Source organism: Cellulomonas sp. P4_H4, from assembly GCF_056400865.1.
Genome location: NZ_JBFUKL010000006.1, coordinates 47,736 through 70,181, shown reverse-complemented (window position 1 = coordinate 70,181; position 22,446 = coordinate 47,736). Strand labels below are relative to the sequence as shown.

Annotated in this window: 15 protein-coding genes; 5 read left to right on the top strand and 10 right to left on the bottom strand. The window is 67.4% G+C overall.

The window, feature by feature from the left end; genetic code table 11:
- Positions 1 to 65 precede the first annotated feature (65 nt).
- Complete coding sequence (locus AC1DPN_RS16560; protein ID WP_477085871.1) at positions 66 to 1,577, bottom strand: DEAD/DEAH box helicase family protein; 1,512 nt, start codon at positions 1,575 to 1,577, stop codon at positions 66 to 68.
- A gap of 2 nt (positions 1,578 to 1,579) precedes the next feature.
- Positions 1,580 to 2,995, bottom strand: coding sequence for a hypothetical protein (locus AC1DPN_RS16555; RefSeq protein ID WP_477085870.1), 1,416 nt, complete (start codon positions 2,993 to 2,995; stop codon positions 1,580 to 1,582).
- A 30-nt stretch (positions 2,996 to 3,025) separates the two neighbouring features.
- On the opposite strand from AC1DPN_RS16555, the gene AC1DPN_RS16550 reads away from it, so the two are divergent.
- The 3 genes from AC1DPN_RS16550 (at position 3,026) to AC1DPN_RS16540 (ending at position 5,556) form a co-directional block, all read left to right on the top strand.
- Positions 3,026 to 3,574, top strand: coding sequence for a hypothetical protein (locus tag AC1DPN_RS16550; RefSeq protein ID WP_477085869.1), 549 nt, complete (start codon positions 3,026 to 3,028; stop codon positions 3,572 to 3,574).
- A 60-nt stretch (positions 3,575 to 3,634) separates the two neighbouring features.
- A complete protein-coding gene (locus AC1DPN_RS16545; RefSeq protein WP_477085868.1) occupies positions 3,635 to 4,210 on the top strand; it encodes a hypothetical protein in 576 nt (191 codons plus the stop codon).
- A gap of 1,124 nt (positions 4,211 to 5,334) precedes the next feature.
- Entirely contained in the window at positions 5,335 to 5,556 is a 222-nt protein-coding gene (locus AC1DPN_RS16540; protein ID WP_477085867.1) for a hypothetical protein, read from the top strand.
- 98 nt (positions 5,557 to 5,654) lie between these two features.
- On the opposite strand, the gene AC1DPN_RS16535 is transcribed toward AC1DPN_RS16540, so the two are convergent.
- Both AC1DPN_RS16535 and AC1DPN_RS16530 read right to left on the bottom strand, forming a co-directional pair.
- Entirely contained in the window at positions 5,655 to 7,073 is a 1,419-nt protein-coding gene (locus tag AC1DPN_RS16535; RefSeq protein WP_477085866.1) for a hypothetical protein, read from the bottom strand.
- Positions 7,070 to 7,588: a hypothetical protein gene (locus AC1DPN_RS16530; RefSeq protein ID WP_477085865.1), complete on the bottom strand. Its 519-nt coding sequence runs from the start codon at positions 7,586 to 7,588 to the stop codon at positions 7,070 to 7,072. The genes AC1DPN_RS16535 and AC1DPN_RS16530 overlap by 4 nt, the downstream gene beginning before the upstream one ends.
- 190 nt (positions 7,589 to 7,778) lie before the next feature.
- Between AC1DPN_RS16530 and mobF the strand changes: the two genes are divergently transcribed.
- Both mobF and AC1DPN_RS16520 read left to right on the top strand, forming a co-directional pair.
- Positions 7,779 to 11,336 carry a MobF family relaxase gene (gene mobF, locus AC1DPN_RS16525; RefSeq protein WP_477086002.1) on the top strand — a complete coding sequence of 1,186 codons (3,558 nt, stop codon included), beginning with the start codon at positions 7,779 to 7,781 and terminating at the stop codon, positions 11,334 to 11,336.
- Positions 11,333 to 11,728, top strand: coding sequence for a hypothetical protein (locus AC1DPN_RS16520; RefSeq protein WP_477085864.1), 396 nt, complete (start codon positions 11,333 to 11,335; stop codon positions 11,726 to 11,728). The genes mobF and AC1DPN_RS16520 overlap by 4 nt, the downstream gene beginning before the upstream one ends.
- Before the next feature lie 849 nt (positions 11,729 to 12,577).
- On the opposite strand, the gene AC1DPN_RS16515 is transcribed toward AC1DPN_RS16520, so the two are convergent.
- From AC1DPN_RS16515 to AC1DPN_RS16490, 6 genes are all read right to left on the bottom strand, one after another.
- Positions 12,578 to 13,753, bottom strand: a complete 1,176-nt coding sequence (locus tag AC1DPN_RS16515; RefSeq protein ID WP_477085863.1) for a hypothetical protein — start codon at positions 13,751 to 13,753, stop codon at positions 12,578 to 12,580.
- A gap of 171 nt (positions 13,754 to 13,924) precedes the next feature.
- Positions 13,925 to 15,865 carry a DUF262 domain-containing protein gene (locus AC1DPN_RS16510; protein WP_477085862.1) on the bottom strand — a complete coding sequence of 647 codons (1,941 nt, stop codon included), beginning with the start codon at positions 15,863 to 15,865 and terminating at the stop codon, positions 13,925 to 13,927.
- Positions 15,862 to 17,175 carry a DUF262 domain-containing protein gene (locus AC1DPN_RS16505; RefSeq protein ID WP_477085861.1) on the bottom strand — a complete coding sequence of 438 codons (1,314 nt, stop codon included), beginning with the start codon at positions 17,173 to 17,175 and terminating at the stop codon, positions 15,862 to 15,864. The genes AC1DPN_RS16510 and AC1DPN_RS16505 overlap by 4 nt, the downstream gene beginning before the upstream one ends.
- Before the next feature lie 1,300 nt (positions 17,176 to 18,475).
- Positions 18,476 to 19,447, bottom strand: a complete 972-nt coding sequence (locus AC1DPN_RS16500) for an ArdC-like ssDNA-binding domain-containing protein (RefSeq protein ID WP_477085860.1) — start codon at positions 19,445 to 19,447, stop codon at positions 18,476 to 18,478.
- Positions 19,448 to 19,449: 2 nt separating this feature from the next.
- A complete protein-coding gene (locus AC1DPN_RS16495) occupies positions 19,450 to 20,664 on the bottom strand; it encodes a transglycosylase SLT domain-containing protein (RefSeq protein WP_477085859.1) in 1,215 nt (404 codons plus the stop codon).
- Complete coding sequence (locus tag AC1DPN_RS16490; RefSeq protein ID WP_477085858.1) at positions 20,661 to 22,418, bottom strand: type IV secretory system conjugative DNA transfer family protein; 1,758 nt, start codon at positions 22,416 to 22,418, stop codon at positions 20,661 to 20,663. The genes AC1DPN_RS16495 and AC1DPN_RS16490 overlap by 4 nt, the downstream gene beginning before the upstream one ends.
- Positions 22,419 to 22,446 lie beyond the last annotated feature (28 nt).

Here is a 22,446-nt window from a genome sequence, read left to right as displayed (position 1 = left end):
GGGGCGAGTATTGCAGAAGATCCTGCCATTTACGGTGCGGACGGGCAGCCGCCTAAGTTGGCTCTTCAGTCGTCAGACACGTCAATTCGGCCGCGGGCAAAGGTGGCGAGAATGCGTTGGTGGGTCTGTCGAGGAAGCTGCCGATTGCCGGGTTCGCCGAACGGCGTTCCCGGTCGCGCGGGCGCCTCGCCGAGGAGGTCGTCAAGGCCTGGGCGGGCGACCATGAGAAGGCCGTGAGTGGCTCGCGTACATGCGACGGCCAGCCGTCCGAAGGCCGAGTTGAACGCGTCGAGCTCAGCGGCGCCGTTGAGCGGGTGGACGGCGATCGTGATGCCGTTGGTCTGGCCTTGCCATTTGTCGACCGTTGAGGCGACAAGGTCGTGCTCAGTCAGGTCGTACTTCTCGCGTAGGCGTTCGACGGCGTCCTCAGCGTCGTCGACGGATTGGTTGCGGGTCGCGAGGATCGCGATCAAGGGATCGGCGTGGTCACCGCCAGGTCGTTTCTCGGTCCAAGTTCCTGCCGCCCGCCCAGGGACTTCCTCGTCGTAAACGGCCTCGACGAGGGCTGGTGACGCTGCGAAGAACTCGTCTAGGAGTTCCTCGACGAACCGGGTGAGGGGGAGATCGACGTCGGCGGCCTCGGGTTCCGGGAGCCCGTCGACCTCGAGGAGAGTGGGCACGCCGCTCCCGACCTGGCGCCAGATTTCTGCGACGGGTCCGTCCATGGTACCGAGGTCGATTCGTCGGTCGCCCGGTGCGGTGACGCAGTCGAGCGAGCTCCACTCAGGGTAGAAGGCGCGCCACAGCCCCAGGTGCCCAGCCGCGGGGCGCCATACGGACGGCAGCTCTCGTGTCCAAGTGCGCGGGTCGTCGTTGTAGTCGGTCGGCCAGGCGCGGTACGGGTTGTATCCCGGGTCGCCCCGCCAGGGGTTCTCGCCTATCTCGAGTGGGGGAAGCTGGCCGACGTCGCCGACGCCGACCCACGTCGGGGCGAGCCAGGTGACCTGGTCGAACAGGTGGTGGGCGATCTCCCAGGCTTCGTCAACGAAGAGGACGTCGAATGGCGCTGTGCCGTTGGCGCCGGCGCCGAGGTGGTCACGGAACCGGGTGCGTTCGAACGAGAGGCGGGAGACCGTCGCAAGCACCACCGTGGCTAGGGCCGGGATCTGGCTCGTCGTCGTCACGACCGTGGCGTGCTCGTGGGCGTCGTCGGGGACGTCCGCCCAAGCGTCCTTGCTCGCGAGCAGGCACACGGACTCTTTGCCGAGAGCTTTCCCGAGCGCCACCGTGAGCGGCCACACCTGCCGGTTCTTGAACGCCGTGATTGCGACGCGGGCGCAGTTTGGGTGTGCGGCGGCCTCGGCGACGAGGCGCTTGATCGCGTACGACTTACCCGCGCCCGCGGCGGCCTTGAGCAGGATCCGCTGTATGGGCGAGACGCCGGAGAGAATGTCATGCAGTTCGTTGGAGGCGTCGTCGGCGACGCGGGCGTTGAGGGCAGCCGCCAGCTCGTGGTGGGCGTCGCTGGTCTCGAACCGGACGGGAGGGTCGAAGTGATCGGAGGCGGCCTGGTCCATGGTCACTCGAGGTCGTCGATCGTCTGGTCGCCAGGTGCTACGGACTGCACGCCTTCATACGGATTGCCGGTGGCCGCGCCCGCGGGAGAAACCTCGAAGGCGTCACCGTCGCGGACCGGAGGCCACGTCTGGGGGTTGAGCTCGCCGCGTGCACGGCGTGCGGCGAGCTGGTCAGACCACCCGGCCTCGCGGCTCTCGTGCGATCGGCAGCACCACTGGTGGCTGGCCGGCGCTTCCTCATACGAGTTCTGATCACAGTCGATCTTGGGTGCCCAGGTTTGGTCGGGCTTGGGCTTGTCGACGCTGAGGTATCGGTTGCCCTTCAGCTTCGAGAACCATGAGAAGTCGGCGATCACTAGCGCGTCGCCGACACCGAGTGGCGGCCGGACCTGAGGGGTCCAGATCAGGTGGGTCTCGGGCGCTGTCTCGTCGACGCCGGTGCGCTGTAGTTGTCCGATCGCGAGGCCATCGATCTTGAACGCACCCTTCGGGGCCGTGTCGACGTTGGTCGTGGGTGCGTCGACGACGGTCTGGTCGTTGAGCGTGAGCAGTACGATGCGCGACTCGTCTGCGATGCGACGGGAGTCGACGTCGATGATCAGTGGCTCGAGAGAGACAACCTCCGCGAACGCGACGAACCGATTGCCTGCGTCGGTGGCGAGGTCGTGTGCTGCCTGCGGGTTCGCGAGCGCGAGAAGGTGAGTGGCAGTCGTCTTGTCGCTCTCGATCATCGGGACCAGGCCATTGCGCCAGTGCCGGTACGTGCGGCCGAAGCGCACGAGGTCAGAGGCGTGGAGCTCGAGCCGTCGCCGCCAGACCACCTGCGCGTCGGATTCGATCGCGCGGTATGCAGGGCGAAGCTTCGAGTCAGGCAACCCGTTAAGGACATCGATCGCGCGGCTGAGGATGTCTGCCTTGTACTCGAGTTCCTCCGCCGTGACGGCCTGGTACGCCGCCGGGTCAGCGGCGCCACCGCCGGGCGCTCGGCCGCGCTCGCCTACGAGGGCCTGGTGGAGCTCGTCCGACTTCCGGTTCGTGAGCCGAGCACCCGGCGTGTGCTCGCTCTGCTCAATGGCGTCAGCGAACTCGCGGTGGTTTAGCGATGTTCCGGGATCGGCCTCTGCCCATCCGACGAGGTAGTCGAGACGGCCCGCGCTGCTGGGGGGACCACCGGCAACGATGTGTCTGGCCAGAACAGTGCGCACGTCGATCACCGGGTCGCGCAGCGAGAAGGCGCGGGCTCGGTCGTCTTCGAGGAGCAATGCGATGGCCGTGCGCTCGGTCTCGCTGATCCTCTGCGGGACGTTCGCGGGTTCGCCGTCGAATGTTAGAGCGGGTCGGCCCATCTCCTTGTCGCGCTGCCACCCCAGGCGGCTGATCTCGATGCCCGCGAGGTTGTCGGCGATCGACGCCAGCACGTCTGCCGTTGTCGAGTCGGGGACGACGAGGTGGACGGCGTCGGGCACCTGTCCATCAGCTGCGGCCTGACGTCGATCACGCATCGCGGCGTTGACCGCACGGCCGACGCGGCGCATGACGTCGCGTCGGGTATCCGGGGACTGCGGATCCTCGTACACGTGGAACTCCCACGTGCCGCGGCCGTCGTCGGACACCCGCTGGATGCCGATCCCGTGGACTCCGAGTGCCGCGGCGTCGGACTTGGCGAGGACGAGGTTCACGGTGCCGGGGGCACCCGCTTGGTCGACACGACGCTGACCCGTCGGCTTGGCAACGCCGTCGAGCGTCGCGCTGATGTTCGCCGCGACCGAGGCGGGGACGCGGCCAAGCTTGGTGGTGCCGTCGACCAAACCGAGCGCCTGGCGGCGCAGGTCGCGGCTCAGCCCCAGCTCGATCAGCAGATCGGCGGGATTAGTCGAGCGACGCAGCTCGGACCGGCAGTACGAGAAGAGGGTGCAGGTGGTGCAGGCGGTCGGATCGAACGTCGCCTCCAGGTGGGCGACCAGTTCTTTGACCGGGTCGGTGGCAGCCTCGTATGAGGTCTCCTCGGCCTCGCGGAGGCGTTCCTCGATCCGGAGCAGTACCTCCTCCTGGTAGTCGTGAAGGTGCTCGATCACTGGTTCGGGTTGCAGGAACGAGTTCCGGGGGACCGCCAGGACGCCGTAGTGGTGAACGTTCATGCCGTCAGGGAGCTTCGACCAGCTGCGGGCGGACGCGGCGCCAACTGCGACCTGAAGGAACCCCTTGAGCATTCGAGAGTCGTCGATGCGGGAGCGGACACGCTCGTAGTCCTTGGCGTCGCCCATGATCAGCCAGGAACCGGGTGCATCTGCCTTCGGGGCGACGACGGCGAAGTCGGGCTTCACGTCGGTCGCGCGAGTGTTCTCGAAGCCGACGAACGGGACCGCGAGCTGGTACAGCAGCGTTACATGGTTCTTGGCGGTGGCGCGGGTGTGCGCTTCGGCGAGGAGGTGCGCCGTCGTGTCGACGCTGACGTGGGCGTCGACAGTGATGACCTCGTCGGGTCGCTTCAGTCCAAGATCGCCGACGGTCCGGGTGGCGACACGGCTCGCGAAGTTCTCGTGGCGGACCAGGCGCTCGAACGTCATCGCGCGCATCCACCGTGCCTGCGGGATGCCGCCAGAGTTGTCTCGGAAGCCGACAGCCTCGGCTAGGTGGCGGCGGGTTAGTCCAGTGATTAGGGGGTCGGTACCGCGGAAACGTGAGCAGGCAGCATGGGCAGATGATGCGACAGCGCTGGACCCGCCGCCTACGGCCTTCAGAGGCACGCCACTTCGCTTTCCCCCAGAAACTACGTTTAACGGCTCTGACGTGCATCAGAACCTCTCATGACCATACCGGCGAGCGGACCGTCTAGGCAGTTGTCGCGGCATCCTGCGCGAGTCTCACCCTCGGCGAGCCTGATCCGCAGGCCAGGGGCGATTGCGTCGAGCAAGTCACGATCGGATCTCGCTCAAGACCGGCCTGGTCAATGCCGAGATCGAGAGAAGTCCGGTGAGGACGGGCACGACTACTCGGGATGGTGCAGGAAGTGCGGACCGCGAGCGACTCGGGCAGCCAGGGCACGGACCGACGCAATACCCGCCGGGACGCACCCCCTGCGGCAGCACGGGAGCTAATTGCGCTGCGGCGGGCGATTCTCACCCTCATGACCGAGCTCGCGGATGGGACCGCGGTCGAACGCCGTGTTGCCCGTCGCTTCCGCGACATTCTGGAGGCCGGCGGCGGATCACGGGCCGTCGCCCCGCCGATCGGAGAGCCGGAATTACTTGTGCCGGCGCCCCCAGCAACTCGGCCGATCGGCGGGTGTTCGTCAGGCTTCCTCCGTGACGGTCTCTTGATCCCATGCACCGATCGAGAGGGCCACGCCGGGCCACATCGCACCGTCTGGATGGACCTGTGGTCCGAACCAGCCATTGTCGCGCGCTCGAGTGCGACCCCTACGCCAGGTACGACCCCACTACCGTCCGCACGGCGGGCGGGACGTAATGCAGTAGCCCAGGAGTCGATACGAGGCGCAACGACGATGGTCTACGTGTTTCGGGGCGAGGAAGCCTTCCACACCGTCCGTGACTGTTCGGCCGGCCGCCGCAGCATCCGCGGGCGATACCTGGCTACGGAGACCTGCTCGGCGGTCACCGCTTATCGCTCCCGCCTGTCACCGTGCTCCGCGTGCACCAAAGCGCTAATCGAAGAGCTTCGCGCTGAGCTCGGCTCGGTCCCGAGTGGCGAGCGTCGGCGTCTGCCGATGCCGAGACTCCGATCGATCGCACCGGACATGCCTTCGTCGAAGACCGGCCAGCGCGGCACGCCGTTCGAGACTGCTAGCGATCCTGATCTGCCGTACGGCGCACCAACCGACGCCGACGATCTCCGCTTCTCGAATCAATCGCGCGCAGGATGGGGGATCGCATCGTACGGTCAGAATCACGACGAGTACCTGGGTGAATCGACGGACGACGACAATGACTGGCGCGGCGGAAGCCGCTACCTCGACTAGACAACAGAGTTATGAGATCAGCGGGCGACGACATGAGTGCCGACAGCTGCGTTGCAGGACTGGTTCGTCGGATCTGAGTCCGGCCGGCCACCGCGGAGCTATGAACGAGCGAGCGTTGGACGGTGCTCGACGGGAGGTTGCGCTGGCGCGGGCCGAGTCGACGTGGGCCTGGCCGTGGCGGCTTGGATGGCCCGATAAAGGGCAACGGTGCTGGCGCTAGTACCGGACGGGATATCGACTCGCGTGGCCGGCGGAAGTTGAAGTTTCGTCGCAGCGAGTTCTGGGTTGTCGGTGATCTCGTCGCGGGTGATGTCGCTGATGCGGACTTGCACGGCCCCGGATCTGGCCATCGCGGAGAAGGTGGTTGCGTTCCACTCGGCGACTCGGGCCATGCTGGCAACGGCGCCGTTCACCACCGCGGCGAGGCGACGTGTGACCGCGTCGTGAAAGCCCGTGAGTCGGATCGGTGTCTGCAGTGGCAGGAGGTCGTTGAGCAGTCGGCGCACTTCCATGACGTCTTCACGGATGCCGGGATCCGGTGCAGCGGGGGCGAGGTAGCGGTGCAGGTCGGCGCCGACGTCTTGCCACGCTCGTCCGCCGGCGCGGATCCAGTTGGTGTCGACGGGTGCCGGGGAGACGTCGACGGTGACGTCCTCGAGGCGCGGCTCGGTTCGGCTTGAGCGGGCCGTCACGTCGATGCCGTAGAGCGTGGCGGCGTGAGCGTGCACGGCGACACCCAGGCCGGCCAGGTCCCGCAGGGTGGCCATAGCGTGCTCGGGGTGGGTGCTCAGTGACCAGGCTGCGTGCCGCAGTCGTGCGAGACGGTCGGTGAGTTCGTCGATGGGTTGGCCGACGCGCACGGTGTGCTGGTTGAGCGGGATGTCCCACAGTCCGTGGCCGGGGGTTGTCGTGTCGACGAGCTGGCGGAGCTGCCTTGCGCGGCGCAAAGGTTCCTGGATTCCGGGAAGCCAGTCGTGCAGGGTCGTCCAGGGGATGCCGGCTTGGATCGCGCGGTGGCCGAGGGGTTGCTGCGCGGCGAGCTGGAGCTCGGTCAGTTCGGCGACCGTCGCTAGCGCTGACTGGCGGCGTTCGTCCTCTAGGACGAGTCGGGCGTATTCGCTACGCGGAGAAAGGTGCGGGCCGATGTGGGTCGCGAGCAGGTCCGCGGCGGCATTCAGTTTTTGGTTGGCGTCGAGCCAGGGGTGGGTGAAGTCGAAGTCGGGGTAGGGGGCCTCGATCCGGCGCGGGTTAATCGCTTGGATGGAGGTGAACACTCCTGCCGCGGTCCGGTCGATGTCGTCCGGCGCGTCGGCCTGTTCGATCAGGAGGTTCGTTCGGACGTGCTGAGGGTCGATCAGAGTCCAGGTGTGTGACCGTAGGGTGCACAGCGTGTCGTAGTAGGCGCCGATGACGTTGCGCGCGTGGTCGGGTGAGTCGAACCCGTTGATCATGAACTGCAGGAATCCGGTGTGTAGGTCGGCGGCTGCCTGGCCGACGAGGTCGCCGTAGGTCGTCACGACAGTGGCCCCAGGATGGCGGTGCGTGCCGTGTAGACCTTCCCGGCGACGCGGCGAAGACAGGCGGTCTCGGCGGGGGTGGTGCCGGCGTCGATGAGCGAGTAGGTGCGCTGCAGGATCGCGTCGGTGAGCCGGCCGAGGATTTGGCGGGCGTCGACGTGTTGGTCGGTGGGGCGAAGTGGGCCGAGGTCGACGGCGACCGCGCCGGTGGTGAGGTGTTCGCGTAGCCATTCGAGCTCGTCGCGAGCTTCGCGGATGTCCATGGCCGCGAACGTCAGGTCGAGGCTGGCGGTCAACGGGACGCTCAGGCTCAGCTTCACGGTGGCGTGGCTGGCCGCGTAGAGAAGCGACCACAGCCCTTCCCACCCGTCCGCAACATGCTCGATGAGTGCCGCGGCCGGGGTGTCCCATGTCGTGCTCATCGCTGCTGCCTTTCTCGTCGCCCTGCCCGATTCATCCACCGTGCCCCGACCCTCGTGATCGATCGGCCGGATGTGTGGATGAAGCGCGGTCACAGGAGTAAGTGCGCCCGACGGTGTGTAAGACGCGAGGTCGGTTTCGACCGGGGTCGTCGGGACGGACGAGGGCCATGACACCTCTGGCACCACCGGATTGATCACGCGAGGTTCAGATCGCGTGTTACACGTTCTCCGGCGCACTACTACGCATGAGCGACAGGGCACGGGCGTCGGCGCGGTCGACGCGATGGTGATGACGTTGCACCGGCTGACCGCCGGCGCCGGCTACCAGTACCTGCTGCGGCACACCGCGACCGGCGACTGCGATCGCGCCGGTGCGACGTCGTTGACGGCGTACTACACCGAGTCGGGGAACCCGCCTGGTCGGTGGCTCGGCTCGGGCCTGGCAGGTGTCGGGGGGGGCGAAGCGGTCGAGCTCGCAGTGGGTGCGCAGGTGGAGCAGGAGCCGATGGCTCGGTTGTTCGGTCGGGGCTGCGATCCGCTGACCGGTGGTCCGCTCGGGCGGGTCTATCCAGGCTGTGAGCCTGTCGCGATGCGTGTCGAAGCGCAGGTGCGAGCACTTCCGCCGGAGATGGACGCGGCGGAAAGGCATTCGGCGGTCGCGGTGATCACTCGGGTCGAGCTCGCGCGAGGTGCACCGAAGGCGGTGGCGGGGTTCGATCTGACCTTCACGCCGCCGAAGTCCGTCTCTGCCCTTTGGGCGGTGGCCGATGACCGCACACAGGCGACGGTTCTTGGGGCGCATCGCGCGGCCGTGGGTCAGACGTTGGCGTTTTTGGAGGACCGCGCCGTGTTCACGCGGACCGGGCATGCCGGGTGCCGCCAGGAGCGCACCCGCGGTGCGGTCGCGGTCGCATTCGACCACTGGGATTCCCGGGCGGGCGATCCGAACCTGCACACCCACCTGGTGGTCGCGAACAAGGTGCAGGGTCTTGATGGCGCGTGGCGGTCGCTGGACTCGCGGGCACTGCACCACGCGACGGTGGCGATCTCCGAGGTCTACGACGCATTGATGGCCGACGAGCTCGCCCGGCGGCTGCCCGTGCGGTGGGGGTGGCGGCACCGCGGTGAGCGGCGCAGCCCGCGCCTGGAGGTCGAGGGCATCGGCGATGCGCTGATGGGGGAGTTCTCCTCGCGTTCGACCCGGATCGATGAGGCGATGACCGACGAGGTCGCCAGGTTCGCTGGGGCCCACGGACGCACCCCGAACCGGGTCGAGATCACCAGGCTGCGCCAGACGGTGACCCGGGCGACCCGACCGGCCAAGCACGTCCGCCCGCTCGGCGAGCTTCTGTCGGCTTGGCGTCGACGAGCATCGGTTCTGACCGGCCGGTCACCGCAGGAGCTCACTGAGACGGTCCTGGCCCGCGGACGAGCGGTGCCGCTGCGCGCGGACGCGGTGCCAGCGGCCGTGATTGAGAACTTGGCCGAGGTCGTGCTGGCGGGAGTGATGGAGCGGCGCTCAACGTGGACGCGGTGGAACGTGCTGGCCGAGGCCGCCCGGGTCACCCGTGGGTTCGTCATGGCCAGCCCGAACGACCGGCTGGCGCTTCTCGACGTCGTCACAACCACGGTCTTGGCGGGAGCAAGTACGACCGCACCACCAGCGTTGTTCGTTCCGGGACCGACCTATGAGCGGCCCAATGGGTCGTCGGTGTTTGACCGTCCTGACGAGGAACGGTTCACCAATCGCCAAGTCCTGGCCGCCGAGGCCCGGCTCCTGGACTCGGCCAGCTTTCTGGACGCACCGGTGACCTCGCCTGCCGCACTTGTCGCCGCCGCTGGTGAGCATCGGACGATGCTTGCGTCGGATCAGGTCGAGGTCGTGCGGCACGTCGTGACCTCCGGGCGTCGCATGGACGTGCTCGTCGGGCCCGCGGGGTCAGGCAAGACGACCACCCTGCGCGGCGTTCGCCGAGCTTGGGAACACACCTACGGACGCGGATCGGTGATCGGGCTGGCGCCGTCGGCGGCGGCCGCGGCCGAGCTAGCTCGAGCGTTGGGGATCACGTGCGAGAACACAGCCAAATGGAACTTCGAGTCGACCGGAAAGGGCGCCCAGCGGCGCAACCTCATCCGCGCACGGCTGGCCAGTGCCCGAGCACTCGCCGCGCGACGGGGGGACATTCGAGCGGTGCGCACGATCGAGACCGCGTTGACCGGGTTGGACCGGCAGGAAGCGCGATGGGCGATGCGGTCCGGGCAACTCGTGATCGTCGACGAAGCATCCCTGGCCGGAACACTCACCCTGGACTCGATCGTCACCCAGTCGGGACTGGCCGGGGCCAAGGTGCTGCTGGTCGGTGACCACGGGCAGCTCTCCGCCGTCGAGGCCGGCGGCGCGTTCGCGCTGCTCGCCGAGCGCACCAGACCCGCCCGACTTACCTCCCTGTGGCGATTCAGCCACCCTTGGGAGGCCATGGCCAGCCTCGGGCTGCGCGACGGCGACCCCACCGTCCTAGGCGAGTACATCGAGCACGACCGGGTGCACGCCGGTGCGGCAGAAGCGATGCTCGAGGACGCCTACGCCGCCTGGGCCGCCGACATCGACGACGGCGCCGACGCGATCCTGCTCGCCCCCGACGCCCGAACCGTGGTGGCGCTGAACGCCCGCGCCCACCGAGACCGCGTCGCCGACGGGCTCGTCGCACCAGCCGGGGTGACAACTGTGGCCGGGGAACAGATAGGGCCGGGGGACCGGATCGTGACCCGCCGCAACGACCGCACCCTTCATCCCGACGGAGCTGGCCCCCACGCCTACGTGCGCAATGGGGACCTCTGGACCGTCACCCTGACCTACCCCGACGGGTCGATCTCTGCGACGCGGACGCGATCCGCCACAGGCACCGCACCTGTCTCAATCCTGCTGCCGTCGCACTACGTCGCCCACGACATCGAGCTCGGCTACGCGTCCACCACCCACCGCGCCCAGGGCACGACGGTGGACCGGGCGCATGTGCTGGCCCACCCTGGCATGGCCCGCGAGAACCTCTACGTCGCCATGTCCCGCGGGCGACACGCCAACCACGTCTACGTCGCACTCGACGCCGTCGACCCCGAGTGCGACGACCTACCTGACGTCCCGACCAGCAGCGCCGGCCACGAGGTCCTAGCCACGATCATCGCCACACCGAACGCCGAGCAGTCCGCCACCGCGCAGATCGCCACCGAGCAGAACGCAGCCGGGTCAATGCACCGCCTCGAGCCAATCCGACGCACCCTGCTCGCCGAGGCGTCCCGCACCCGGTGGACCGCAGCGTTGACCCGTGCCGGACTGGACGACCGCGCCGTGCAAGACCTGGCATCCGTCGAGGCGACTGGCCTGTTCACGACCTTGGACCGCATCGCCACCCTCACCCCGCAGACCACAACGGTCATGCGCGAGATCGTTGACGCGACTGGCGAGTACGGCACCATCGCCGAGTTGACGAGCGAGGCAACCAGGTGGCTCCGCGCCCACGCCGAGCAGCCGCGAGACGTGCCCATCACCCGGAGCAGCGAGGGCCTCGACGAAGACGGCATCTCCCTGATCACCACGATCGATGAGCTCATCGCTCAACGCGCCGCAGCTCTGACCAGCGCCGTACTCGACGACCATCCGACCTGGCTCGACCGCCTCGGACCCGAACCACGCGACCCGAACGCGCGAGCAGCCTGGCTCGCGGAGATCACCGCCACGATCACTCACCTCGACCAACAACGACCCCAACACCTGCCCACCAGTGCACGCCAGTCGTACCTCGACGCCGTGAGCCTCCTCGCGCAAGGAACGTTGATCCGATGACCCGCCCCCGACGCCGACAGACGGCGCAGAATCAGGCGTTCTTCCCCAAGCGGGTGCTCATGGCGCCGATCGGACCACCCACCCCGGTCGTCTGGTCCGCATTCACGCCAGCAGACCAGGAGCTCCTGCTCGAAGACCTCGACCTGTGGGTGACCTGGCTTGCTGAGCGCTACCGCCTCGACCACCGCGTCGTGCCTCCGTGCTGGAGCCAGCATGGGGAACTCATTGAGGAGCTGTCCGCGCTGCAGCTGGCATGGCAGGGCGCATTCTCCGCAAGTGCCGTCGCAGATGCGCCACTGAACTGGCACGAGCGCTTCGCGATCGCGCGCCAGCGGATCGTCGACTGGGTATCTCGGACGGGGTGTCGGCCTGACGCACACCGCGAGCCTTGACCCCTCTGCCCATGGTTGTGTGCGACAAGGTGGCCAGACCTGAGACCCTCGGTGGAGCGGTGTCCGCTCTTCTACTTGGCCCATGCGCATCCGTATCCACCGGCGAGGTACATCCGGATGCTCCCTAGCAGTGTGGGAGCGCCCCAGGTCGTGATTCCAGCTGGCGGTCCGGTTCAGCGCGCCTGTGCCTGTCGCGGTTTGAGCGTAAGGATCCCCCGTTTAGGTCCGGACGTTCGAAGAGGTGCGAGCTCGCTTGTGCACTTCTGGACAGTGTCCAGTGGCGAAACGAGGTCGCCCGACCGGCGCTAAGGCGAGTAATCGTTCGATCGCCGCTACGGTCCAACGGCACACAGCCAACGCGAACCCACGCCCTCAGCGGTGTAGGGACTCATCGAAGTTGTCCGCGCGGCATGGCGGTGACCTGCATGCGGACACTGAGTGAGAGGACGGTCATCGCACCTTCTTGTCCGAATCCTCGAAGATGGTTCCACGCATGGCCCCGTAGGTCAGTGGGAAACTGGCGCGGTGCGGACCTGCGCCAAGGCGTTCTACGTGGACCAAGCACAGCGCACCTCGCGTTGGCCAGCATCCACGAGAAAGTGTCGAGATGCATGGCAGATTGACCGCTGCTGAGCGTCGTACTTTGCCCGGTCGGGCTGGTCTGGCCAGGTCCGGTCAATGTACGGAACGGTTGTCCCCGATGTCAGAAGCAGGTGTCGGAAGCCCCTCGTCGCCGGCGTTGGCGGCGCGAGGGGTCTGCATCGTGGAGTGGTCCGCGGGAATGGTCAAGTCCCTTGGCGAGCCAGGTCTACGTCGTGATTGGTATGACCACGCGCCGAGTGCGGTAAATCATGACGGTGGCTTGGGCGTGAGCGGGTTGCCGTTCGAATCGAGCATGACGCGGAGGTAGAGGGCGTTGTCGGGCCTGGTGTTGCCGAGGCCGTCGGCGTCCCAGGCTGCGATCTCGTGGGCGGGTGCCTTGACGTCGACGTGCCCTGCGTTGATGTAGACCCGTCGGTCGCCGGCGAGGCGGACGACTTTGCCGCGGCCTGGATAGGGAGCGTCGGGTTCCTCGAGGGCGAGCCGGAGAAGGGCACACACGGCGCGGAGCGTTCCAACTTCGGACTGACGGACCTGAGACATGGGCGTCGACGACGCCGCGACGGGCAACCGCGGCGCGGCGTCGGCTGGAGGCGCGGGCACGGGCTGCGGGTTACTCGGCGTGGCTGCGTCGGCGGCCCCCGCCGTCAGCGCGAGCGTCGGGCGGGCAACCTCATCGCGGTCGCCGCCTCCCAGCGGTGAGACTCCGAGGCGTACCAGCTCGTCGCGGAGCGAGGCGATGACATCACGCCAGACGCCGTGGCGGGCGTAGTACTTCGAGAGGTGACCGACCATGAGGAGAGGGGTGTCGCGTCCGAGCGCGGCGACGTGGGCGCGCGCGGAGCGAAACATGCAGGCGTCGGATGCCCCGTTCGGCTTGAAGAGTTCCGGCGGCTGCGCATTCACGACGAGGGAGCCCCGCACGCAGTGTTCGACAACAAATGCGTCGAACGCCGTCGAGCCGATGATGAGGATCGCCACCGGGTCGACAGCGCGCAGGATCTCGGCAAGTACGGGTCCACTCTCGTGCGCCGCGGCACGCGTCGTGAGGTTGAGATCCGAGGAACGTCGCGAGCGCCGGAAGATGACGTTCGTAGCCGGGATGCGCCGGATGACGTCGTCGGACGAAGTCTGGAGTACCTCCACAAGCGTGTCATAGGCGCGGCCGGCGAGCTTGTACGCATTGCCGTAGCTGCGGAAGTCGACGTAGTCGTGCTCCCAATTCTCGTAGAACGACTCCGAGGCGTTCAGGTCAGTACCGTCGGTCTCTCCGCCCGGGTTAAACCCAATGACAAGAAGCGGTGCGGGGGCAATCGCCGAGTAGAAGATCTTGTAGAAGCGGCGGTCGGTGAGCCCCGACGCCGCCCGGAACTCAGTATCGAGGCGCGCCATGCGGTCGACGTCGGGCGGGTTCATGGTCTCCATCCTTGGATCATCACTGTGCGGACCGCAGCCGCGACTCAGGGTACGAGTCGCGTCCGACATCACGCTGCTCATACACCCTCCTCGCACGCAAGCCACAGCACCGTGCCGACGGCGTTCACCCCGAGGGTCTTCATCGCCCGCGCCCTGCGAGCAGCCACGCCTCTGCCGCAGCTAGCGAACTGGCGGTTGGGTTCTCATGGCGATGTCGGCGCGTAGCGTCGCAACCACATCGTCGTGGTGGCGCTGCACCTGCGCGTCGCCCCATCCTTCAAGGCGCGTGATCTCGGCCATGAGGTGGAGCTTGGGGCTCTGGGTCTCAATCGTGCTTCGGAAGTTCACGGCCTTCGCTAGCGGGAGGCTGTTGCTGAACTTCGAGTTCGTGCCGACGCTGACGAGGGCGAGGTTGCCGAGAAGGTTGAGGTTGATCGAGGACACGACCTCACCGACTTGCTGTTCGTCGGGGTGCTGGGGGTAGAAGTGCTCGATTGAGTTGCGGAAGGCGAACCGGAAACCGGGCCTTGGCTCCCGCTGGAGCAGGAGGTAGTCGAGGTAGGTGAACACGATCCGCGCTAGGCCAAAGCCGGTCGGCTCCTCTCCACTGAACGCCACATCGACTTTCTCGCGGGCGTGCCCCTGGAGGAGCTCGACGACTTGCGGTCCTGACACGGTTCCGAGTTGGCGCTCGGCCAGCAGCCGCAGGAGTTGGGTGATCCAGTGCATCGTGCGCGGCGAGGTGTAGGTGACCCGCAGCATCGACTCGAGGAGTAGAACGTCGCTCGTCGTCGAATCCTCTTCACCGTCGTCTTCGACCGCTGCTCTGACGGTTGAGAAGGAGTGGACGTAGCGGGGCGTGACTTTTCCGTTGGAGACCCCACGGATCAATTTCTGGAGCGACCAGTCACCTTCGGTGTCGCTCGCCGTGTACTGCCGCTTGACGACGAAGGCATCGAACAGGTTCCTGCACCGAAGGAGCTGGAACGCGAAGTCCTGGACCCATGCCGACTTGTCACCGCGGACGGCCTGGTCGAACCGTTTGACGAGGCGCTTGTCGTCGAGTTTGCCCTCATCCTCGCCACTATCGCGGTCGACGATCTTCAGGACGTGAAGCAGGAGCGCGGGGAACTCGATCGTCGAACGAAAGCGGACGTTGTCGTCGTCCTGGCCCGGCTCCGGCGTCCCATCTGCCGCGTAGGTCGCCAAGACCGCCTCGATCGTCAGCGACGTCCCGGTACTGCCGAGTGTCGCGTTACTGGGTTGGTCTCTCCCGCGCAACTCGACGAGCTGGTCGAACGTGGTCGGGACGAGCCAACTCCAGTCTGCCCCGAAGGCGGCTTGCCGCAGCTCGGTCCGCCCGCGGGTCAGTGACATCTGGACGTAGGAGTCCATTTCGGAACACGCGTCCCAGATCCACGCGAAGCATGCTCGCTGCGCTTCGTCTGGTAGGTGACTCATCAGGCGTGCTTTGACGATGTCGACTTGCCGGAGCTGCTGCCCGCGAGTGTTCATGATTTCGAAGTACCGGTTGAGATCGGTTCCTGCGGGCAGTGATGCCCGCACGACGGTGACCTTCGTGCGCAGGTAGTCGGCGAAGACGTCGCGGGCTGGCGCGTCACGCAGGATGGCGTGCTGGTCCATGAACTGGCGGATGACATTGAGTCCTTGGTGGATCCCCGCGTCCTCCCCGCTCGGCCCATCGGCGGCCGGCGTCGCGTGTCGTCGCGAGGACCCGACCGTGATGTGCCGCAGGGCCTCGGTTGCTCGGGGTCGCGACTCGAACCGAAGCCGCTCTTTGTGCGCGGTGTAGGTTCGCGCCTCGGTGTCGGCCAGGACCGTCAGGAGCAGATACAGCGTCGTCAGTCGCTGCTGCCCATCGATCACCTCAAAGTCGGGAGTAGTGGAGGACCCGCGCTCGGTGACGATGAGGTTGCCGAGGAAGTAGCCAGCTTCTTTCTCGTCGATCGCGTCCTGGATGTCGCTGATGAGTTGCTCGATCTGCTCGGCCTGCCACGAGTAGTTCCGCTGGTAGACCGGCACGGTGTAGATAGCACCGTCGTCGTCGAAGAGTTCACCGATGGTCCGGAGGCGCGGATCGAGCTGATCTGTTGTCGTCATGCTCCAGGGCCTCTCAGGATCGCGGCGAGCTTCGCCTCGTGGTTGTCCTGCCGTCCCGCGGCCGGCGCAGCCAGTTGGTGCACGACGCGTACCGACCCGGCGTTACGCAGCAGCACGAAGGCCGACGAAGGCTTGTATGCGCGGTTGTCGACGGACCGGAACTGCACCCGCAGCATCTGTGTGCGCAGCGAGTACGCCCACGCGAAAAGGCGGTCGCTGACCTCCGGCAGGTCGTCGTCCCCGAATTTGTTTGTGCAGTACAGCACCGCGGCGAGGTACAACTCGGCGACGTAGCGGTACCGGCCCCGTGAAGGTCGTTCTTCCAGGAGGTCTTGCTCCTCGAGCATGTCGAGGTCATAGACGGCGAAGTCGCCGCGGTCGCCATCGAACGCCTCGCGCGCCAGCCTCTTCACCTCGGCCAGCATGAAGGTGACCATCTCGAAGAACTGGCGTCCGGCCATCGGCGGCGCATCCAACTGGAACCGGCTGCGCCCCACCTGCCTGACGTCGGCGTCGGATGTTGCGGCACCCCACGCACTGAGCATCGGGATCGCCGCCTGGGCAGCGAGGTGGTATCGAGCACTCGGCGTAGAGGCGCGCCTTGGCGAGATGCCCTTCCATAGGTCGATGTCGCCCACGGTGAAGCCGGGCGCACTCTCGCCCCGCGTCCACCGCGCGATGCGATACAGGTACACCGAGAACAGCCTGGCGAGCTCGCGGTCCCCAACCGACTCCCACGCTTCCACGACCGCAGCCTTCGCCGTGGCGCTCTCCTCCCGCATCTCGCGCAGGTGGTGCGCCTTGAGCAGGTCGTGCGGTGCTAATGGCATGCCGCGGTAGTTCTGCGAGTCGAACACCCGAAAGGCTTCGTCGACGTCGTCGGTCACGATCCGAACGACCTGACACCGCAGGCGTACGAAGTCGAGGAGCTGGCTCCACTCGTCACGCAGAGGCTCGAGTCGTCTACGCAGTGCACCCCAGACACGTACGACCGGCTGATCGGCATCGCTCACGATAATGAACGGGTCGCCCTGATCGATGATCGCCAGGATCATCCGCAACGTCAGCAACCGTTGCTGGCCGTCCACCACGTCGAACCGATCGCCCGACTCGTGCAGGATCACGGCACCCAGCACGTAGGGCAGATGCCGTCGCTCAGGATCATCGAGCGCTTCGGTGATGTCGTCCACCAACCGCAACGCTGTCGCTTGTTCCCAGCTGTACGGGCGCTGGTAATGCGGAATCTGCAAGTTCTGCGCTAGCAGATCGCCTACGTTCACGGCGCTAACTCCGCGCTCCTCGATCGCCAAAGCTCACCTCCGGAGGTGGATCTGATTCGTAGCCGCAGCTCTGGTTCGAGGATGCCGCTTGCCGGCGCTCGTTATCGACCAAACCGCCACGGTATTCCTTGCCGATGGGGAGCCCGTCCGTCTCGAACTGACTACGCCCCGCATCCGGGGGCGGAACGACTGTGGCTGCCCGTGTCGCCTGCTGCGCATTCTGGACAAACGAGGTGGAGCGTCCGCCTCCGACGGTAGCGCCGTGACATAGAGCAAGTAGGACAGCGCCTCGGTGCCGCGCAGTTGTCCTCTGCCCTTCTGAGGCCGCCCTGTGCTTGTCCTGGTCGGCGTCGTCATGCAGCGCCCAGTAGTCGGGTCATGATCAGGAAGGAGAACGGCTGAAGCCTCGGGTCGAGCGGTCAGGTTCGCGTTGTACACGCCCGCGCCGGGCTTATGTCAACGACGGCTGAAACCTGAGCAGGATCGACGGGTCGTCCGGGGCAGTGTCGCGTGGAATCGACAGGGGCGTCCGGGACGAGTTCCTGAACTGGGATGCCCAGCGCAAGACGGCGGCGGCACCGGTCCGCCTACTGGGCCACATTGAGTAGTCCGCTGAAGCACCGGGACGACTTCCAGCAGTAACCTGTGGATGCTCTGTGAGGTCGGAGTGACGCAGACCGCCCAACGCCGCAGGTCCCATTACCGCCAGACGGCCGGGCATGTCACGCTCCCGAGCATGAGATCGCCTTGGTCGGTCGCGCCGATCGCCGACGAGAACTACCTCGCGCCCGGCTGGCCGGCCTCGAAGAGAAGCGGCCCGTGTTCGACGAACTCGCGACGAACACCCGAAACCTGCTCGCCCAGCGAATGTCGGAGGGAGCGGCCATCGCGAAGGCAGCTTCCCGGGGGAGGCCACGGCGAAAGAGGTTGGTGACGCGCAGCGAGATCTGAACGCGGCCAACTCGCTCAATGAGGGTGCAATCAGAGCCGTCTTGGCGTTCGAGAAACTCGGAGGCCCAGATCCGGCAAGGTATCGCCCAGCACGTCGCCGAGCGCCAAACCGACGCCAGTGTTCGCGCCGCACGATCCGCAAACGTCGCAGCCTGAGCCGTCGTCATCGCAACGCTGGGCACCGTCATCGCTGCCGCGATCAGCCGACCACCTGACGTCAACGTCGATGTACCCGCACCCCACCGTCATCGCTCCAGCTCCAGTCGTGACGGTCATCGCGCCGTTGCCGACCGTTCCGTGAAAGCCTCACGCGATTGGCGACCCTGGCTGGTCCCGGATAATGACTACTACCGACGTCGTCGCATCGAGGACTTCACGCTCAGCGGGGCTGCTGTGCGAAGCTGACTCCACTCGTGAGGTCTGGTTGTGTGTCGTACGCCGGTACAACACTGGCTGGCGCGGCCCAGTCGCCCGTGGCGTCGGGGACGCCTATGGCGCGGGCCACGGTGAGGACTTGGGTGGCGGACTCGCGCAGTCTCTCCGGGTGACCGTTGGACCAGCCGGCCAGGTACGGCAGGGAGTACTTCATCGTGTCGAGTCCGGCGCTGGCGGCGACGAGGTAGGCGATTGACTCTGCTTCGACTTCGGCTTGTCCGTGGCAATACTCGCTGCTTGCGTAGTGGGTGAATCGGTGCTCGTGGTCGGCTCGGATGTGCCCGAGCTCGTGGGCGAGGGTCTTGGCCGCCTGGGCTGGTTCGACGTCGTCTCGGACATATATCGTCCGCGAGCGATATGAGGCGTAGCCGTTGACGCCAGGCGCGCATCGGCCTCGCTTCAAGGCATAGGACTCTGCGGCGGCGAGTGTGGCGAGGTGGTCCCACAGGTGGTTGGGTGCGTCACCAGTCAGCAAGTGTGGTTCTACCTCCGGCAAGGGTGCACCGTCGGTCTGGCTGATGTCGAAGACATGGGCGACCCGGAAGCCGCGTAGCTCGCGCGTCGTGATCGACGCGCCCTCGACGGGGTTGCCGGGCATTGATGAGCTGCGCGCGCGGGTGGCGGCGGTGTCGTCGCGGGTGGATCGGTACGTGCAGGGGGCCAGGATGGCGATGCCGTGTTCGCCCTTGTTGACGTGGCGGCCCAGGGTGTTCCAGGTGCGGATGCCTGCGACTCGGGTGGCGTCGGGCCGTTGCGCTGCGATGAGCAGCACGTTGGATGGTGAGTAGGTCGGAAAGCGGGCTGCCGCAGTCAGCATGGCTCGCCATTGCTCGGAGTGGACCAGGTTGGCGACGGCTGCGACGAGCTGGTCGTGCAGCGCGGCCAGGCGTTCGTCGGATGCGGTGCGATCGGTCATGGTCAACGTCCTGAGGGTGCGGGGTGGGTTGTTCCGGCGGGGAGCAGGGCTCCTTTGCAGATGGGGTCGGACCAGCCGAGGTAGCCGTGGCCGTGCAGGTACATCGCGGACAGGCGGGCGAAGCTGATCAGGTAGACACCGCCGTGGTTTCCGGTGGCGGAGTCGAAGACCCCGTTGGCGGTGAGCAGGATCTTGCTGGGGTCGCACCCGGGGTCGGCTTGCACGACCACGGAGGCGTGACCGAACGGTCGTCCGCTGTTCCAGAACGTGAACGCGCCCAGCGGTGGGCAGGCGTCTGCGGGGTGGGCGTATCCGGTGGCGACCATCTGGGTCCAGTGCGCCTTCGCGGATGGGAATCCGGATCCCACGTACCCGTACGCGCGGCATGCGAGCCGGTCGCAGAGTTGGTGCCATCCGGAGGTGACTCCGACGTAGGCCATGGCGTTGTTCACTGCGGCGGCAACGTCGGTCGATGTGCCGGCCGGGACAGCAACCTGGCCGTCGCCGAGGTCCGGTAGGCAGCCGCGCGTGGCCGGCAGGCCGGACGATGGGGATGGCGCCGACGGGTCGGGGTTTGCGGTCTCGGGCTGGGCGCCGGAGGTGTCGTCGCCCGTCCAGGCCGTCCCGCGCTGGTCGACGTCGATGATGAACTGGGCGGTCATGGCGGGGATGCTCGGGTAGGTGCGCAGTCGGGATTCACCGGCGTTGTGGGCGATGACCAGGGCATCCAGGATGGGGATGCTCGAGGAGGCCCAGTCGGGGTGTCGAGCGCGGATTTGCCGGACGCCGTCGAGTCGGGCGCACAGGTACCGGCCGCCGACAGCGGCATGAGTCTTCGGATCTTCGATATCCGGGGTGCCGTTGTGGTCGAGGTCGGCGTCCCAGGGGTGCCCGTAGTGGGTCTGCCAGATGGCAGCGTTCATCTGTAGGAGGCCCCAAGTGCCGCCGTTGGAGTCGTTGGCGTGGGCGTCGGGGCGGAACCCTGACTCCTGGGCGATGACTGCAGCGATCCACGGCTCGGGCAGGTCGGGGCACGCGGCCTTGGTCTCGGCAATCCAGGTCCGGGCGACGGCCGGGATGGGGGCATCTTGGGCCAAGGGTCCGCCAGCGGATGTGGCGATGCAGGCATTGGCCGCGCCACCCACGGCGACGGCGGTCAGGATCGCGACAGCAGGCATGGCCAGGAAGCCGAGCGCGCCGAGTGCGAGCTTGATCATGCGGGCACCGCCGACCCGGTGGCGGTCGCGTGCTCGACGGCGCATTGGTCGGCTCGAAGGTCGTTGGCATCGCGTCGTGCGGTCCAGGCAGCCAGGTCGATGACGGTGGGTTTGGTTTGCCGCAGCAGCAGGACGCCGGTGCCGAACGGCAGGGTGCGCAGCACCGAGGCGGGCATTACCGGGACCGTGCGCACGGACGTCGAGGAGGAGTGGTCTCCGGCGCGGCCACGGCTTCGGGTTTCAGTGAGCTCATCGATCTCGCCCACGAGGCGGGCGACGTCGTCCAGGTCGCGGTACTTGGCCAGGCCGCCCAGGACGAGCTTGACGGTGGCGGCGTCCCAGATGGCGTCGGCTGCGTGTTCACCCCAGCGGGCGCGGGCCTGAGCCAAGGACTGCAAGACCGCCAGGGTCGTGATCCCGGAACCTCCGCCTTCGGCCATCAGGGAGGGCAGTGAGGGCAGCGGGGTGAGGTTGGCGATCTCGTCGAGGGCCAGCAGCAGCGGCGGGTCGAGACGTGCACCGGGGGAGCGGGCTGCCAGCGCACGGGCGGTCTCGGTGATGTCTTCGACGAACGCGGCCACCAGTGGTGCGCAGGACCCCGACGCAACAGCGGAGGCCAGTAGGTACAGCGTTCCGGACTCGTGCAGGAACGCGACGGGGTCGAAGGTCTCGCCGGGTTTGGGGTCGACCGCGGCCAGGACGTCCGGGTCGGCCAGGGCTGCGAGCGATTGGCGGACGCCGAGCCAGATGGAGTCGCGGGTGCGCGGGTCGGAGTGTATGGAGGCCTCCAGGGCATCCGCCCAGCCGTCGGCAGCGGCCGGGCTGCGGTTCAGGATGGTGATGGCGTCTTCGGCCAGGGCCGGGTTCAGCGACCACCGGTACAGATCCACGGCCCGGCGGTGATCCAGGGCGGCGGCGTGCAGTAGGCATCGCAGAGCGGTCTCGGTCTGTCCGGCCCAGAAGTCGGAGTCCGAGACGGTGCGCCCGAACCCGGCGCCGGCGGCCAGGCCGCGGGCACGGACCAACGCAGTGCGGGGGGTCTCACAGCCGCGTACGGGTGACCAGGTCAGCCCACCGGGCAGACCGGCCAGGCGTTGCGGGTCGAAGATCGCGACCGGCCCGCGGGCTCGACGTGCCCGCATCGTGACCGCGAGGGTGTCGGGGCGGGTAGAGGTCGCCACGACCGGGCCGGGGGCGTCGAGCACCCACGGGATGACGACGTGCAGGCCCTTGCCCATTCGGGGTGGCCCGACCAGCAGGGCCGAGTCTTCGACCGTGCACCACAGGTCGGCCCCGCGTAGTCGCCCGAGCCGGTAGCCGACTTCGTGGGGTCCGGCGGAGCGATCCAACGAGGGTCGGACGACGTGGGCGCGGGCCCGAAGGCTGCGATGTCCGGCCACGGTGAACACGTCACGCGGCGCTGCCATCCCGGGCAGGTCCCGAAGCGCACGAGCGCTGGTTGCGTCGGGTCGTGTGAGGCGCCGCGACGCCCACCAGATGCCTGCCGTCGCGGCTGCGATCGCGGCGATGGCCATCGCCGTCCCAGCCCAGTACGCGACAGGCCCGGGCATCTCCGATGGTTGCGGCCAGACCGAGGCAGGGTCGTGCGGGTGGGTTGCGGCGCGCAACGCGGTCAGCAGCCCGGCCTCGGGCAAGTCGCGCGCGGTCAGGGCGCACGCGAGCGCTGCACCGCACCACAGCACGCCGGCGAATATCAGAACGGCTGCCCCGGCGGTGAAGGCCCATGTCGTCATGTCGGGTGCACCGGTGGGGCCGGGTCGT

Coding starts and splice junctions, on each gene's coding strand:
- AC1DPN_RS16560 (WP_477085871.1), bottom strand. CDS start 1,577: ATGGACCAGGCCGCCTCCGATCACTTCGACCCTCCCGTCCGGTTCGAG.
- AC1DPN_RS16540 (WP_477085867.1), top strand. CDS start 5,335: ATGCCTTCGTCGAAGACCGGCCAGCGCGGCACGCCGTTCGAGACTGCT.
- mobF (WP_477086002.1), top strand. CDS start 7,779: ATGGTGATGACGTTGCACCGGCTGACCGCCGGCGCCGGCTACCAGTAC.
- AC1DPN_RS16520 (WP_477085864.1), top strand. CDS start 11,333: ATGACCCGCCCCCGACGCCGACAGACGGCGCAGAATCAGGCGTTCTTC.
- AC1DPN_RS16515 (WP_477085863.1), bottom strand. CDS start 13,753: ATGGAGACCATGAACCCGCCCGACGTCGACCGCATGGCGCGCCTCGAT.
- AC1DPN_RS16510 (WP_477085862.1), bottom strand. CDS start 15,865: ATGACGACAACAGATCAGCTCGATCCGCGCCTCCGGACCATCGGTGAA.
- AC1DPN_RS16500 (WP_477085860.1), bottom strand. CDS start 19,447: ATGACCGATCGCACCGCATCCGACGAACGCCTGGCCGCGCTGCACGAC.
- AC1DPN_RS16495 (WP_477085859.1), bottom strand. CDS start 20,664: ATGATCAAGCTCGCACTCGGCGCGCTCGGCTTCCTGGCCATGCCTGCT.
- AC1DPN_RS16490 (WP_477085858.1), bottom strand. CDS start 22,418: ATGACGACATGGGCCTTCACCGCCGGGGCAGCCGTTCTGATATTCGCC.